The sequence below is a fragment of the Streptomyces sp. NPDC088910 genome, assembly GCF_044749865.1.
GTDB lineage: Bacteria > Actinomycetota > Actinomycetes > Streptomycetales > Streptomycetaceae > Actinacidiphila.
On the sequence record NZ_JBIVIV010000008.1, the window covers coordinates 170,688 to 185,830 of the forward strand.

The window sequence follows — 15,143 nt, forward strand, 5'->3', positions numbered from 1 at the left end:
GTCTTCGGCCGCGGCTGGCCGCCGGGCCGAACCGGGCCAACTATGCGGTGGTAAAGCGCTCGCGCACGTCTGCAACATGACGTAGGCGCGTATGTGGGAATTGACTAGATGTACTCGTCCACGACCACCGGGTGACCCCTTTTCGGCGTATACCCGTGTACGGCCGGGGACTTCACGGATTTCTGTTTGCGACAGATACGAGACCGCCGCCGGGGCGCGGCGCGGGGAATTACGCCGGATTCCCGCCGCGTCCGGTGAGCGAACACCGTCCGCCACCAGGCACCAAACCTTCACGCGGCCTTTGCGGAACGCCCGTACCGGCCACGATGAAAATGGGCCGGTTTCGCTCCGCCCCCGATGGCAGCTTCTTCGCTTCGCCGTCGACACACCGCTGCCGCGTGCTCACACTGCGCACATGACCAAGTCAGCGCCCTTCGTCGGGCGGTACCCCGAGAAGCGCGCCGCCGTCGCCGCCTTCGACCGCGCGGCGGCCGGCCAGGCCCAACTCCTCCTCGTCACCGGCGAGGCGGGTCTCGGCAAGACCCGCCTCGTCCAAGAGCTCGCCACCCTCGTCACCACCGCCCCCCGCCACGCCCGCCTCCGCACCGGCGACTCCGTCCCCCTCACCGGCCCCACCCTCGCCTACGGCCCCTTCATCGCCGCCCTCCGCGACCTCTTCGCCTCCGGCGCGGCCCCCCACCCCACCCCCGGTGCCGCTCCCCATGAGCGCGGACCCTCGCCGGACGGCGGCGCGCGTTCGCCGGGGAGCTTCGGGGGTGCGGCCGGTCCGTCGGACGGCGGCCCGGTGGCGGACGGTGTGGGCGGTGGGCGCGGCCGTTCCGGCGCGGGGAGGGGGTCCGGCGATGCGGGGGGTGGCCCCGCGCCCGCAGTCGCGGGTGCTGCGCGCGGGCGCGGGGGCTTTGACGGGTGGGCTGAGACCGGGCCGGCTGGTGGACGGGGCGCGGCGTACGCGTTTGGTGGGGGGCGGCCGGCCACGCGGCAGCGGGTGTTCGAGCGGGTGCTGGGGGTGCTGGGGGAGATGTCGGCGCGTACGACGCTGGTGCTGGTGCTGGAGGACCTGCACTGGGCGGACGCGTCCACGCGCGATCTGCTGGCGTTTCTGGCGGTGCGGCTGAGACGACAGCCGGTGCTGATCGTGGCCACGGTGAGGGAGGAGGAGCTGACGGCGGACGCGCGGCGCTGGTTCGCGGAGCTGGGCCGATGTCCGAGGGTGACGCGGCTGCGGCTGAGCGGCTTGGCGGACGCGGAGGTCGCCGAGCTGGTGACCGCGCTGCTCCCGGCCGACGCGGACGCCGCCGACGTGGCGGCGGCCGTATCGGCGGCGGAGGGAAACCCGCTGTACGCACAGGAGTTGGCGCGGGCGGCCCGCCCCTGGCCGCCCGCGTCCATCGCGGAAGTGGTCCTCGCCCGCGTGAGCTGCGTGGACGCCGACGTCCGCGAGGTCATCGACCAGATATCCGTGACCGACGACGGCATGACACATGAACTCCTCGCCGCCACCGTCCCCTTACCCGAGCGAACGCTGCTGGCCGCCGTGCGCCGGGCCGTCGAGCAGCGCCTGCTCACCTCCACCGAGGACGGTTACGCCCTCCCGCACGGCCTGATCCGCCAGATCCTGTACGCCGACCTGCTCCCGGGCGAGCGCCGCCGCCTGCACCGCCGTTACGCGCACGCCCTCGCCGCCCGTACCGCCTCGGACCCCGCCCTCCTGGCCCGGCACTGGCACCTCGCCGACTGCCCCGCCCGCGCGGCCACTTCGGCCCTGACGGCCGCCCGCCTCGCCGTCAACGCCCGCGCGTACCCCGAGGCCCACCGCCTCTACGCCCTCGCCGTCACCCTCTCCGACCACCTCTCCGAGGCCGCCGCCACCTCTCTCTGGCCGGAGGCCGCCCGCGCGGCCAGCTACGCGGGAGAGCCCCAGAGCGCCACGGAGTACGTCACCCGCGCGCTGGCCCTGTCGGCGGGCGGCGGCCCGGCCACCCTCGACACACCACGCCACGGACCGCGTTCGGCCGAGGCGTACCGCGCCGACGGAAGCCACGCGGCAGCCGCCGTACAGGGGCAGGCACAAGCACACGCAGAAGCGCAGGCACAGGCACACGCACAAGACCGCGCCCGCCTGCTCGAACGCCTCGGCGCCTACCGCCGCGAGGCCGGAGACCCCTGGGGCGCCATCGCCGCACTGGAAGAGGCGCAAGGGCTCCTGGCCACGGCGCCCGAGGCGACCGGCGCCCTCGAAGCCAGAGTCCTGGCGGCGGCGGCCGACATGCGCGTCCAGGTCGGCGACCCGGACGGCGCGCTGCCGCTGGCGCAACGGGCCTTACGGATGGCCGAGCGCATCGGCGCCCTCGCCGAGCACGCCCACGCCCTCACCACCCTCGGCATCGTCCGCGCCCAGCGCGGCGACCTGGAGGCGGGCCTCGAAGCCCTGTGCGCCGCACGCGACTTGGCCCGCCGTACGGACTCCGTCGAGGACGTCCTGCGCGCGGCCAGCAACCACATGTACCTGCTCTGTACGGGGGGCCGCTTCGCGGAGGCGCGCGAAGTGGCCCTGACCGGACGCCGCGCGGCCAGCGAACTCGGCGCGCCGCCCCCGCTCACCGCCGTCCTGGACTTCAACACGGCCGCGGTCCTCGTCGCCACCGGCCGCTGGCCGGAGGCCGACCAGCTCCTGGCCGAACTCGTCGGCCAGTCCAGCGCCCACATCACCCGCTATCTGCACCTGCTCCAACTGGAGTTGGCCGTCGCCCGCGGCGACCGCCGCCGAACCGCGGAACTCACCGCCGTACTCGCCGAAGCCCCCGACGACCCCCGCCTGCTCGGCCCCTGCCACGCCTGCCAGGCCGAACAGGCGCTGGACGCGGGGGAGTTGGCGACAGCCGCCGACCACGTCCTGCACGGCCTGCGGGCCGTCGGCGGCGGCGCCCTCGCCGAGGAGGAGATCCGGCTGCTCGCCGACGGCGCCCGCCTCGCCGCCGAACTCGCCCTGCTGCCGGGCCCGGTACGCCCCCACGGCCTGCCCGCCGCCTGGGACGGCTCCGCCGTGACCTTCGCCGAACGCGCCGCCGCCATCGCCGCCCGCCACTGCGGCGAACCCGTCGTCGCCGCCTTCGGCGCCCTCGCCGCGGCCGAACACTCCCGCGCCGACGGCTCCGACGACCGGGCGACCTGGCGGCAGGTCGCCGACGCCTGGCGCGCCGCCGACCAGCCCTACCGCGAGGCGTACGCACGCCTGCGCGAGGCCGGGACCGCGATCCGCGCGGGCCGCCGCGAACAGGCGGGCCGCGCCCTGGCCGCCTGCCTCGGCCTGGCCGAACCCCTGTCCGCAGCACCGCTGTTGCGCCTCGCCCACGAACTGGCCACCCGCGGCCGTCTCACCCGGCCGCCCGACCCCACGACCCGGTCCGTCGCCGCCCAGGCCCGCCTCGACCTCACCGAGCGCGAGGCCCAGGTCCTCGCCCTGCTCTCCCGCGGCGAGAGCAACCGCCAGATCGCCCGCTCCCTCTACATCAGCGACCGCACCGTCGCCGTCCACGTCTCCCACATCCTGGAGAAGCTCGGCGTCCGCAACCGCACCGAAGCCGCCCTGGTCTACGCGCGTACGGACCGCCCCCGCCCCGAGCCCGCCCCGTAACCAATCGCGCCCGGAACAAACACACCTTCGCTCGATCGAGTCAAAAACCGACGACATCGCTCCGCTTGCCGCATTTGCCAGAGGCATCACGCCAGGATCAGCGGCGGGCCGCCGTCCGGCCCGGAGAAGCGAGCGAGCCGGGCCGGGTGCCGGGCTCCGTGTGAAGGGGATTTGCGTGATCTCGAAAGCCAAGAAGGTCATCGGCTCGATGACCATGGCGCTGGCCGCCGCCGCCGCGCTGACCGTCGCCGTGCCGAGCGGCCCCGCCTTCGCCATCGACCACGTCGAGTGCGTCGGCGGCGCGGACTACCTGAAGATCTACTCGCACCTCAACGGCCGTGACAGCGTGGACTGTTACGCGAATTCGGGCCGGACCGACTTCGGCGGCTGGTGGGTCGACCGGATCGTCACGGGCAACAACGACCTGATCTACTACGACGTCAACGGCGACTCGGTGCGGATCAACCGCTGGACCGACATCACGTTCCCGAACCGCCCTCCGCGGGTCAAGAGCATCCAGATCCTCTGAACCCGCGAGTCTGCGAGTCCGCGGGCCCGCGAGCGCGCAAGGGTACGAACCGGCGGCCGGGCGACGTACGGCGCCCGGCCGGGGTACCGGCTCCTCGGATCAGCCCGCGCGGACGCCGTCGAGGATCGCCAAGGCCCGCTCCACGGACTGGTCGACGCCCGCGTCGCTGTACATCGTGTCGACCATCACATGGTCGATGCCGGTACGTTCGCCCGCGGCCTTGATCACCGTCACCACCTGCTCCGTGGACGTGCCCGCCTCGATGTTGACGCGCAAGACCGCGTCGATGACGCGCGGATCGCGGCCCGCCGTCCGCGCCGCCTCGTCCACCCGCGCCCGCTGCCGGACGATGCCGTCGAAGTCCACGAAGCCCGGCACCACGCACACCGGCAGCCAGCCGTCGGCGCGTTCCCCGATCCGGCGCAGCGCCCGCCCCGAGCGCGCGCCCAGGTACACGGGCGGCCGGGGCCGCCGCGCGGGCTTCAGCGGCGCGTGGTGCAGCGGCACCGACAACCGCGCCCCGCTGTACCCGGCCGGGTCCTTCGTCCAGATCTCTTCGAGTACGTCCAGGGTCTCGTCCATCCTGGCGCCCCGCGTGGCGAAGTCCACGCCCGCGGCCTCGTACTCCTCCGGCGACCAGCCCACGCCGAACCCCGCGAGCAGGCGTCCCCCGCTGATCAGGTCAACGGTCGTGAGCGACCTGGCCAGTTGGACCGGCGGATACAGCGGCGCCACCAGTACGTGGCTGCCGAGCAGGACGCGCTCGGTGGCGCTCGCGGCCACGCCGAGCAGGACGAACGGATCGGCCGCCGCGTTCAACTCCGGCGGAATCGTGCTCCCGCCGCCGTACCCGACGCTCGGATCGACGGCGGCCAGATTCCGGTCGCCCACCCACAGGCTGGCTCCGCCCGCCGACTCGATCCCGCGCGCGAACTCGGCGGCCCGCGCGACCTCGAAAGCCTGCTTGTTGAACTGCGGCAGTGCGAATCCGACCTTCATGGCCTCCTCCTACCCCGCCAGCCTCAGAGTTGGCTCGCAAAGCTCAGGAAGTCCGCCCACTGGGCGGGGGAGAAGGCGAGTTGGGGCCCTTCCTTGTCCTTCGAGTCCCGCACGTGGACGGTGCTCGGGCAGGCCGAGACCTCTACGCAGTTGTCGCCCTGAGATCCGCTGTGGCTGGACTTGTGCCAGGTGGCGGCCACTTCGATGCAATCGCCTTCGCTGCCGCTGCTGTAGCTGCTCTTGAACCAGGCCAGATCCGATGTGTTCATAGGGCTCCTCGCATTCGCTCCAGCAGGCCCCGCGAGTCTTCGGGGGTCAGAGCCTGCGAGCGAAGTTTTGCATACCGCTGTTGGAGCTCGCTGATCTCTTTGAGGTCTCCGATCAGCCGACCGTTCTTCTGCCCCTCGGAGTATCCGAACCACCTGTTCTGGCGCGTCTCCAGCAGTTGCAAGGGACCGTCTACGCCAGCATGCGAGGGGCATCGCAGCGGCATGATCTGCAACTCAACGTTCCAGTGCCGCGCAGTGAGATCCAGCAAGTGGTCGAGCAGGTCACGCGTGATGTCCTCGCCACCTGTGTGCCGCTCCAAGAGGGCCTGTTCGATGATGAAACTGAACGCACAGGGCGGTTCACGCTTGGTAGACAGCAACTCTTGCCGCTTGAGTCGCGCTGCGACCCGCTCGGCGACGGCCTTCTCACTGGCGAGCGGCGGGACGCTCTCCGACACGGCACGGGCGTACGCCGCCGTCTGCAACAGCCCTGGAATGAGGCGGCATTCGTACGTGTACAGGCTGATCGCCGTCTTCTCCAGGCGCGCCCACTGGTGGAACCAGGCCGCGAGGCCGGGCTGCCGCCCGACATGGTCCAGCGCCTTGCGTAAGGCCCCGGTGTTGCCGAGAACCGGTTCGGCGCGGTCCACGAAGTCGGCGTCGGGCATGCGTCGCCCCTGCTCGATCGAGGCGATCGTGTGTTTGGAGAAGCGCACCTGGTTGCCGAACTCCTCGCGGCTGAGGCGCGCGTGTTCCCGGAGTGCCTGGACAAACGCACCGAAGGTGCGCAAGCTGTCCGAGGTCTCGGGCTCGCTGCCGGGAGTGCCGGCACCCGTACCGGCGGAAGTTTCCGCCTCTCCCGCACCGTCCATGCCATCGGCCATCCTCGGCCACCTCCCGCGCGCCCGCCCGTTTGACCACATCGAGTCGGACAATGCTCACAGGGGGTGACGGGTACTGTCTACGTTTTGTGCGCGTACGCTGGCGCAGCGTACGCGGCGGGACCCTGGTGGGAGGGGCGGGGCCGGGGTCACATTGGGCGGTATGACAGCACCAACGATGCACGAACTCCCCGTGACCGAACGTGAGTTCAGCCAGCGGTTCAGCGCCACGCGGCGCGGGGCCCGGCTGGCGCGGCACGCGGCGTCGAACGAGCTCCACCTGTGGGGTGTCGCGCACGGCACCGAACTGGCCGAGACGGCCGCCCTGTTGGTGGCCGAGCTGGCGACCAACGCCGCCACCCACGGCCGCGTGGCCGGGCGCGACTTCGAACTCCGTATCCGCCTCACGGCGACCCTGCTCCGTATCGACGTCTCCGACGCCCGCGGGGAACGCCGTCCCCCGGACCCCGGCCAGCTCCGTCCCGCCTCCCCGCTCTCCGACTCCGGCCGGGGGCTCCTCCTGGTCGAAGCCCTCGCCACCCGCTGGTCGGTCCTCCCCCGCGACCCCGTCGGCAAGACGCTCCGCGCCGAACTCGACCTCCCCCTTCCCCTGGAAGCGGCCCCGTAGCGAGAGCGTGCCAAAGTGGGCGTTATGACGGCTGACGCAACAGACGTAACAGCGGATGAGGTCGAGGAGTTGTCGGCGGACGCGCTGCGCTGGCTGCTCGGGAACGCGCGGGAGGGCGAGGACGGCGGGCTCGCCTGGACCACCACGCCCTCGGACGACGAGCCGAACGCCTCGCTCTACAGCGGTACGGCCGGTGTGATCCCCGTACTCCTCGAAGCGCGGCGGCACTTCGGGGACGACCGGTACGGCGACGCGGCCGTGCGCGCCGCCCGCAGTGTGGCCGCCGCCGTCGACGGCTGGGACGGCAGCTCGCTGTACTTCGGCCTGACCGGCATGGCGTTCGCGCTGCGGGCCGTCCACGACGAACTCGGCGCCCCGGAGGCCGCGGCAGGCGCCGCGCGGGCCCTGGACCTGGTGCGCTCCCGTTTCGACGGGACGCGCTGGGGCGTGCTGTTCGAACTGCTCGGCGGCAACGCCGGTATCGGCCTGGGCGCGTTGGCGATGGGCGACGCCGACCTGGCCGTGCTCGCCGTGGAGCCGTATCTGCGGACGGCCGAGGAGACCCCGGCGGGCGTCCACTGGGAGGTGCGCACCGACGCGGCCCCGCGCCTGCACCACATCTCGCACGGCACGCTCGGCATCGTGTACGCGCTGGCCCGCGTCGGCTCGGCGACCGGCCGCACCGACCTGGTCGAGCTGGCGCGGGCGGGCGCCGCCGACGTCGTGGCGCGCGACGAGGACGGGCCGGACGGTTTCCTCGTACCCCACTCCGACCCGCAGGACCGGCCCGAACTCATCGAGCGCTACAGCTACGGCTGGTGTCACGGACCGGCCGGTGACGCCCAGGTCTTCCGGCTGCTCCGGGACGTCCTCGACGAGCCCGCCGCCTGGCAGTCGCTCGCCGACCGCTGCTGGCACACCGTGACCCACTCCGGCCTGCCCCGCCGCCTGCGGCCCCGCTTCTGGGACAACAACGGCCGCTGCTGCGGCACCGCGGGCGTCCTCGCCCTCGCCTGCGACCGGCTGGCGGAACAGGGCGACCCCCCGGACTTCGCCCGACTCCTCGCCGCCGACCTCTCCTCCCGCGCCACCCGCGACCGCGAGGGCGCCCGCTGGTCCAACATCGAGCACCGCGCCACCCCCAGCACCCTCGAACCCCACCCCGGCTGGGCCATGGGCACCGCCGGCATCGTCCGCGAACTCCTCCGCTTCACCCGCCTCACCCGCCCCGCCACCCCCACCTCCGCCTACGCCCTCCCCTGGCCCGACCACCACCCCACCACCCCGGCCCGCTGAGGCGGGGGTTATGTCGGGGGGTGGAAGCCGCCGGTCAGTGGTTCGAGCAGTTCGGCCAGGCGCAGCGGGGTGCGGTCCTCGAACATCGGGCCGACGAGCTGGACGCCCACCGGCAGGCCCTCGGGGGATCGGCCCGCCGGGATGGCGGTGGCGGGCAGGCCGGGCATGGTGGGCAGACCGGCCCAGACGAGCTGGTCGAAGTACGGGTACCCGGCGCCGTCGATGTCGATCCGGCGTCGCCTCGGGTCGGGGCCGTGGTCGTGCGGGAAGGCGGGGGTGGGCGTGATCGGGCAGACCACGGCGTCGAATTCGGCGAAGAACCGCCGCCAGCCGTGCCGGTGGAGCTCGCGGCGGCCGTTCGCGCCGAGCCAGTCGCGGTGGCTCAACACCATGGCGCGCAGCCGCGTCGCCTCCAGACTCTGGTCGTCCGGGCTCAAGTCGGCGGCGAGGGCCCGCAGTTGCTCCTGGGCCTCGACCGGGAAGTGCGCGGTGGAACTCGACATCAGGAGCTGTGTGTAGACCACCGCGGCTTCGGCCAGATCGGGCAGCAGCGGGCTGTGCCGTTCGACGCGGGCGCCGCCGTCGGCCAGGGCGTCGGCCACCCGGCCCACGGCCGCCCGTACCGCGGCCCCGGTCGGAATGTGCGGGTGCTGGTCGAGGACCAGGACCCGGAAGTCGCCGAGCCGCTCGTGGCGCGCGGGCGGCAGCCTCACCTCGTACGCCACACCGGACGTCAGCGGGTCGGGCCCTGCCATGACGTCGAGCAGGAGCGTGAGGTCGCGCGCGGAGCGCGCCATCGGGCCGACGACGGCGAGGTCGAGGTCGACCGGCAGCGCCGGTGCGGGCGGCTGGGCCATGCCGCGGTTCGCCGCCAGCCCGAGCGTCGGCTTGTGCGCGTAGATCCCGCAGAAATGCGCGGGGGTGCGCAGCGAACCGGCGATGTCCGAGCCGATGGACAGCGCGCCGAAGCCGGACGCGAGGGCCGCCGCCGATCCGCCGGAGGAGCCACCCGACGTGCGGCCGTGGTCCCACGGGTTGTTGGTGGTGCCGTAGATCTCGTTGAAGCTCTGGATGTCCTGGAGCCCGACCGGCACATTGGTCTTGCCGAGCACCACCGCGCCCGCGGCCCTGAGCCGCGACACCTGCACCGCGTCCTCGGCCGGCAGGTGGTTCCGGTGCTGCGGCATGCCCCAGGTCGTGGGGAGCCCGGCCACGTCGTACGACTCCTTGACCGTCACGGGAATGCCGAGCAGCGGCCGGTCCTCGCCGCGGGCCCGCGCCGCGTCGGCCTCCCGCGCGGCGGCCCGCGCACGGTCGAAGTCCGGCACGCAGATCGCGTTGACCGCCTCGTCGTCCCGCTCGATACGGGCTATCGCCTCGTCGGTCAGTTCCGCCGAGGTCACGTCACCGGCGCGCAGGGCGGCACGGAGTTCTTCCGCCGTCTGAAAGCTTCTGTCCATGCCAGGGACCGTACGGGCGGTCCGCTGGAGCCACGAAATGTCGATTCGGGCAAGGGAAAGTCGCCCCGATCTCCGGGGTCCGGGGGCCACTTCGCGGCCGGCCCCGGCGCGCCCGGAGCCGTAGCCTCCGCAATTGTCGCAGCGCTGTTATATTAGCGCTGTGACAACTTCTGATCCCACCGCGCTCCCCGACCCCTGGCACACCCTGCACGAGCTGCTGGCGGCCATGGACGCCGAGATCGAGCAGCTCTACGTCGAACGCGGCATCACGGGCGTACGGCCCCGGTTCGCGTATCCGCTGATCCGGCTCGCGCACACCGGCCCGCTGACCATCCGCGAGCTGGCGAAGTCCCTGAACCGCTCGCACTCCGCGATCAGCCAGACCGTCGCCGCCATGCGCAAGGAGGACCTGGTCACCTCGGAGCCCGGCCCCGACGCCCGCACCCGGCGGATCGACCTGACCGAACGCGGCCGGTCGCTCGTACCGTTCCTGGAGGCGGAGTGGCGCGCCACCCACGAGACCGTCGCCGAACTGGACGCCGAGGTGCCGTACGCCATGACCGCCGTCGTCGAGGAGGTGCGGCGCGCGCTGGAACACCGGTCGATGCGCCAGCGCATCCTCAACCGCCTTGTCGAGCCGCAGAAGTGAGCGGGTCGAAGTGAGCGGGTCGAAGTGAGCGGACCGAAAGTGAGTGAGCGGGTCGAAGTGAGCGGGACGACGTGAGCGGACGGATACGCGTCCGGTTCCTCGACACCCGTCCGCTGCGCGGCAGTCAGCCCTTCCGCGACCTGTGGATCGGCACGTCCGTCTCCCAACTCGGCGGCCAGATAGCCAATGTGGCCGTCCTCGCCCAGGTCTGGGACCTCACCGGCAGCCCGGTCGGCACCGGCGCGATCGGGCTCGCCACCGGCCTGCCGATGCTGCTCTTCGGGCTGCTCGGCGGCGCGTTGGCCGATACCGTCGACCGCCGCGCGCTCGTACGCGCCACCACCACGGGCCAACTCCTGGTCGCCGCAGCCCTGTGCGCCCAGGCCCTGGCCCACAACAGGAACGTCCTGCTCCTGCTCGCCCTCGTCGCCCTGGCCACCGTCTTCAGCGCGCTCGGCGCTCCCGCCCGGCGCACCTTTCCCGTCCGGCTGCTGCCCGGCGACCAGGTCGCGGCCGGTCTCGCCCTCACCAACGTCTCCTTCCAGGCCGCGATGCTGGCCGGGCCCGCCGCGGCCGGACTGATCATCGCCCGTTGGGATTTCCCCGCCGCGTACGGGATTCAGGCCGTGGCCATGGCGGTCTCGATGCTCGCGGTGATTCGTCTTCCGGCGATGCGGCCGGAGGGGGGTGAGGGGACGGCGTCCGAGAGGGGCGGTGGCTGGCGTCGGCGCGCGAAGTGCGGTGGGCTTGGGCGCGCGCTCGGGAAGGGCGGTGGGCTTGGGCGCGCGCTCGGGAAGGGCGGCGGGCGGCGGCGTGCCGAGCGCGGCGGGCGGCGGCGTGCCGAGCACGGCGGGTGGCGGATCGTCCTGCGCCGACCCACCCTCTGGGGCTCGATGGCCACCGACCTGGCCGCGACGCTCCTCGCCATGCCCGTGGCGCTCTTCCCCCTCGTCAACGAGATCCGCTTCGGCGGCAACCCGCGGACCCTCGGCCTGTTCCTCTCGGCCGTCGCGGTCGGGGGCATCACGGCCGGTCTGCTCTCCGGCACGGTGACCCGCTGGCGGCGCGGCGGCCTCGTACAGCTCTCCGCCGCCGTGGTCTGGGGCCTGGCGCTGGCCGGGTTCGGGCTGGCGGGGCCTTTGTGGCTGGCGCTCGGCTGCCTGGCCGCGGCGGGGGCCGCCGACACCGTGTCCGTCGTCACGCGCAGCGCCCTGGTCCAGTTGGAGACGCCGGACGCGTACCGGGGGCGGGTCTCCTCCGTGGAGCACGTGATCGGTGTCGCGGGGCCCGAACTCGGCAACTTCCGGGGCGGTCTGCTGGCCTCGGCCACCTCCGCCCCGTTCTCGCTGGTCCTCGGCGGGGTGTCCGCCGTCCTGGCGGTGCTGGCCGTGGCCGCGACGAACGCGCCGCTCCGGGCGTACCGCACGCCGTCCCACGGCGGTGCGGACACCGACGCCGGGCCGGTCCCGGACGCCGACCTGGCGGTGGCCTCCGGCCAGGTCCCGTGAATTCTCCGAATCCGATCCGGCCGCCGTGTCGATCCGCTCCCGCGCCGTTCGACCTTGGGGGTGAGAGGGTCGGAAAACGGCCCCGGAGCGCGTCAGCGCTGAACGCACGGAACAGAACAGAGTGGAGACAGCCGTCATGGCGAAGTACATGCTGATCATGCGGGGTACGGACGAGTCCGTCGCGAAGATGATGGAGACCCCGTTCGACGAGATGCTGGAGACGGTCGGCCGGTTCAACGAAGAGCTGATCCGGGCCGGGGTCCTGGTGGCGGCGGAGGGGCTCGACGACCCGGGCCAGGGGGTCGTGGTCGACTTCAGCGGTGAGGCGCCGGTGGTCACCGACGGCCCGTACGGCGAGACGAAGGAGCTGTTCGGCGGCTTCTACCTGATCGACGTGGCCTCGAAGGAGGAAGCGGTCGAGTGGGCGAAGCGGCTGCCCGCCGTCGCCGGTTCGAAGTGCGAGGTGCGCCGGGTGCCGAGCATCGAGGAGTTCCCGCAGGACAACGAGTGGATCACCAAGGAGCGGGCGTGGCGCGAGCGGACGGGCCAGATCTGAGCGGGTCGGATCTGAGCGGGACGGTTCCTGACGGGGTGGCTCGGGGCGGACCGGTTCCTGACGGGGTGGCTCGGGGCGGGTCGGTTCCGGGCGGGTCGGCTCCCGGCGGGTCGGCTCCCGACGGACCGGGGGCCGACAGGTCGGCTCCCGGCGGACCGGCTCCCCGCAGTACGGAGGCCGCGCGCCGCGCCGTCGAGGCCGTCTGGCGGATCGAGTCGGCCCGCGTCGTCGCGGCCCTGGCCCGTTATACCGGGGACTTCGAGCTGGCCGAGGACGTGGCGCAGGAGGCCCTGGCCGAGGCGCTGGTCGGCTGGTCACGCGACGGCACACCGGCGAACCCGGTGGGCTGGCTGCTCGCGACCGGGCGGCGGCGGGCGATCGACGCCTTCCGCCGCCGCTCGGCGCTGGACCAGCGGTACGCGCTGCTCGCGGGGGAGGCGGCCGAGGACGCGGGTACGGGCGTCGCCACGGGAAGGGCTGCGGGCCCGGATACGGGTGTGGGCTCGGCGGCCGACGCCGACCTGCCCTGGGACCCGGACTGTATCGATGACGACATCCTGGCCCTGATGTTCATCTCCTGCCATCCGGTCCTCTCGCCCGAGGCCCGCGTGGCCCTGACCCTGCGCGCGGTCGGCGGCCTGGCCAGCGAGGAGATCGCGCGCGCCTTCCTGGTGCCGGTGCCGACCGTCCAGGCGCGGATCACCCGTGCGAAACGTACGATCGCCGCCGCCGAGGTCCCGTTCGCCCTGCCCCCGGCCGAGGAACGCCGGGAACGGCTCGGCGGCGTCCTCAGCGTGCTCTACGTCGTCTTCACCGAGGGGTCGACCGCGACGTCCGGCGACGACCTCCTCCGCCCCGACCTGGCCTACGAGGCGATCCGGCTCACCCGCGTACTGGCCGCCCTGCTGCCGCGCGAGCCCGAGGTGCACGGTCTGCTCGCCCTCTGCGAACTGACCGCCGCCCGCTTCCCCGCCCGCACCGGCCCCGACGGCGAGGCCGTACTCCTGGAGGACCAGAACCGGCGCCTGTGGGACCGCTCGGCGATCCGCCGTGGCCGGGCGGCTCTCGAACGCGCCTCCACCGTCGGGCGCGGCCTCGGCCCGTACGGCCTCCAGGCGGCCATCGCGGCCTGCCACGCCTCCGCGCCCTCCGTCGCCGCGACCGACTGGGAACGGATCGTCGTGCTCTACGAAGCCCTCGGCCGTATCGCCCCCTCGCCGGTCGTGGACCTCAACCGCGCGGTCGCCGTCGCGATGGCCCATGGACCGCAGCCCGCCCTCGACCTCGTCGACGAACTCGCCGCCGCCGGTCACCTCTCCCACTCCCATCTCCTCCCCACCGTGCGCGGTGAACTCCTCGCCCGCCTCGGCCGCACCGCCGAAGCCCGCGCCGCACTCCAGCTCGCCGCCCGCCACTGCCCCAACACCCGCGAACGCGCCTTGCTGCTCCGCAAGGCCGATGCCCTGCCGATGCCGTGACCCCGTCCGGGCGTCAGCGGCGCGTCGGTGCCGGTGGCGGTGCTTCGGTGGCGGTGGCGGGGTGGGTGCCGGTGCCGGTGCCGGTGCCGGTGCCGGTGCCGGGGTCGGTGCCGGGGTCGAGGGGCGGTGCCGGTGCCGGACCGGCCGGGCCCGTGCTCGACCGGGGCGGCGGGCGCGTCACGCCGTGAGGACGACCTTCCCCGCGACCGTCCCCGACTCGGCCAGCCGGACCGCCTCCGCCACGCGTGCCAGCGGCAGTTGGGCCGCGACCCGGGCGGTGACGTCGCCGCGCTGGAGCGCGGCGAAGACCTCGGTGAGGTCGGCGCGCAGCCGGGCCCGGAAGCGGTCCTTGGCCAGGGCCTTTCCGGCCCAGAGGTTGTAGAAGTAGGCGCGGCGGCCGTTGGGCAGCGTGTTCCAGACCCAGACGCGGGCGATGATCTTGAGCACGGGCCACTGCTTGGAGCCCTCGTCGTTGAGCGTGGACGCGGTGCCGTAGGAGACGAGCGTGCCGCCGGGCGCGAGCAGCCGCCACGAGTCGACGACGCCCCGGCCGCCGACGTGGTCGAAGACGGCGTCCACCCCGCCGGGCGCGAGGGCGCGGACCTGGGCGGCGACGTCACCCGCGCGGTAGTCGACCGGTGTGACGCCGCGCTCCCTGAGCGCGTCGTGGTGCCGTACGGACGCCGTGCCGATCACCTGGACGCCCGCGACCCGCGCCAGTTCGACCAGGACGGAGCCGACGCCGCCGTTCGCGCCGAGCACGAGGACGGTCTGTCCTGCGCGGACGCGCGCCTTGCGGTGCAGCATCTGCCAGGCGGTGGCGCCGTTGACCACCATCGCCTCGGCCTCCGCCGCGCCGACCCCCTCGGGCACCGGGACGGTGTCGGCGGCGTCGACCACCACGTGGCTGGCCCAGCCGCCGGTCTTGGTGAGCGCGGCGACCCGCGTGCCGACCAGGTCCGCGCCGACGCCCTCGCCCGCCGCCTGCACGGTGCCGACCAGGTCGTAACCCGGCACGAAGGGGAACGGCGGCTGGTCGTAGTAGCGGCCCCTGCGCATCTGCTGCTCGGCGAAGGAGACGCCGGTGGCCTCCATCCGCACCACGACCTGGCCGGGGCCCGGCGTGGGGACGGCGCCGTGCCTGACCTGGAGGCCCTCCGGCTCGACCTTGCCGGGCAGGACGACCTCGGTGAGTTCTTCGGTGGTGTTCATGGCGGCCTCCGCTGCGAGCTGCT

14 protein-coding genes are annotated in these 15,143 nt (G+C 73.5%); 8 read left to right on the forward strand and 6 right to left on the reverse strand.

The window, feature by feature from the left end:
• The first annotated feature begins 415 nt into the window (after positions 1–415).
• A complete protein-coding gene (locus ACIP4Z_RS20085) occupies positions 416–3,655 on the forward strand; it encodes a helix-turn-helix transcriptional regulator (protein WP_401309818.1) in 3,240 nt (1,079 codons plus the stop codon).
• Positions 3,656–3,830: 175 nt separating this feature from the next.
• A complete protein-coding gene (locus tag ACIP4Z_RS20090) occupies positions 3,831–4,184 on the forward strand; it encodes a beta/gamma crystallin domain-containing protein (protein WP_355336359.1) in 354 nt (117 codons plus the stop codon).
• A 99-nt stretch (positions 4,185–4,283) separates the two neighbouring features.
• Here ACIP4Z_RS20090 and ACIP4Z_RS20095 read toward each other — a convergent pair whose 3' ends face one another.
• From ACIP4Z_RS20095 to ACIP4Z_RS20105, 3 genes are read right to left on the reverse strand one after another with little or no spacing between them, the layout of a single operon-like run.
• On the reverse strand, positions 4,284–5,183 hold the full coding sequence (locus ACIP4Z_RS20095) for a TIGR03619 family F420-dependent LLM class oxidoreductase (protein ID WP_391162541.1): 900 nt from the start codon (positions 5,181–5,183) through the stop codon (positions 4,284–4,286).
• 23 nt (positions 5,184–5,206) lie between these two features.
• Entirely contained in the window at positions 5,207–5,452 is a 246-nt protein-coding gene (locus tag ACIP4Z_RS20100; RefSeq protein ID WP_401309823.1) for a DUF397 domain-containing protein, read from the reverse strand.
• Positions 5,449–6,324, reverse strand: a complete 876-nt coding sequence (locus ACIP4Z_RS20105) for a helix-turn-helix domain-containing protein (protein ID WP_401310131.1) — start codon at positions 6,322–6,324, stop codon at positions 5,449–5,451. The genes ACIP4Z_RS20100 and ACIP4Z_RS20105 overlap by 4 nt, the downstream gene beginning before the upstream one ends.
• Positions 6,325–6,496: 172 nt before the next feature.
• Here ACIP4Z_RS20105 and ACIP4Z_RS20110 point away from each other — a divergent pair, with 172 nt between their 5' ends.
• Together ACIP4Z_RS20110 and ACIP4Z_RS20115 are read left to right on the forward strand one after the other, a co-directional pair.
• Positions 6,497–6,961 (forward strand): ATP-binding protein, encoded by a 465-nt coding sequence (locus tag ACIP4Z_RS20110; RefSeq protein WP_355336365.1) that lies wholly within the window; start codon positions 6,497–6,499, stop codon positions 6,959–6,961.
• Between the two features lie 24 nt (positions 6,962–6,985).
• Positions 6,986–8,257: a lanthionine synthetase LanC family protein gene (locus ACIP4Z_RS20115; RefSeq protein WP_401309826.1), complete on the forward strand. Its 1,272-nt coding sequence runs from the start codon at positions 6,986–6,988 to the stop codon at positions 8,255–8,257.
• 8 nt (positions 8,258–8,265) lie between these two features.
• On the opposite strand, the gene ACIP4Z_RS20120 is transcribed toward ACIP4Z_RS20115, so the two are convergent.
• The gene (locus ACIP4Z_RS20120; protein WP_401309829.1) at positions 8,266–9,717 is read right to left on the reverse strand and encodes an amidase; all 1,452 of its coding nucleotides are present in this window, start codon (positions 9,715–9,717) and stop codon (positions 8,266–8,268) included.
• Positions 9,718–9,877: 160 nt separating this feature from the next.
• Here ACIP4Z_RS20120 and ACIP4Z_RS20125 point away from each other — a divergent pair, with 160 nt between their 5' ends.
• The 4 genes from ACIP4Z_RS20125 to ACIP4Z_RS20140 all read left to right on the forward strand — a co-directional run bounded on the left by ACIP4Z_RS20125 (position 9,878) and on the right by ACIP4Z_RS20140 (position 13,908).
• Positions 9,878–10,366 carry a MarR family winged helix-turn-helix transcriptional regulator gene (locus ACIP4Z_RS20125; RefSeq protein WP_401309832.1) on the forward strand — a complete coding sequence of 163 codons (489 nt, stop codon included), beginning with the start codon at positions 9,878–9,880 and terminating at the stop codon, positions 10,364–10,366.
• A 71-nt stretch (positions 10,367–10,437) separates the two neighbouring features.
• Positions 10,438–11,874, forward strand: coding sequence for an MFS transporter (locus ACIP4Z_RS20130; RefSeq protein ID WP_401309835.1), 1,437 nt, complete (start codon positions 10,438–10,440; stop codon positions 11,872–11,874).
• 136 nt (positions 11,875–12,010) lie between these two features.
• Complete coding sequence (locus ACIP4Z_RS20135) at positions 12,011–12,430, forward strand: YciI family protein (protein WP_188285869.1); 420 nt, start codon at positions 12,011–12,013, stop codon at positions 12,428–12,430.
• Positions 12,431–12,495: 65 nt separating this feature from the next.
• Positions 12,496–13,908 carry an RNA polymerase sigma factor gene (locus ACIP4Z_RS20140; protein WP_401309839.1) on the forward strand — a complete coding sequence of 471 codons (1,413 nt, stop codon included), beginning with the start codon at positions 12,496–12,498 and terminating at the stop codon, positions 13,906–13,908.
• 13 nt (positions 13,909–13,921) lie between these two features.
• Here ACIP4Z_RS20140 and ACIP4Z_RS20145 read toward each other — a convergent pair whose 3' ends face one another.
• Positions 13,922–14,089 (reverse strand): hypothetical protein, encoded by a 168-nt coding sequence (locus tag ACIP4Z_RS20145; RefSeq protein WP_401309842.1) that lies wholly within the window; start codon positions 14,087–14,089, stop codon positions 13,922–13,924.
• On the reverse strand, positions 14,086–15,120 hold the full coding sequence (locus ACIP4Z_RS20150) for a medium chain dehydrogenase/reductase family protein (protein WP_401309844.1): 1,035 nt from the start codon (positions 15,118–15,120) through the stop codon (positions 14,086–14,088). Before ACIP4Z_RS20150 ends, ACIP4Z_RS20145 begins: the two co-directional genes overlap by 4 nt.
• Positions 15,121–15,143: the final 23 nt, after the last annotated feature.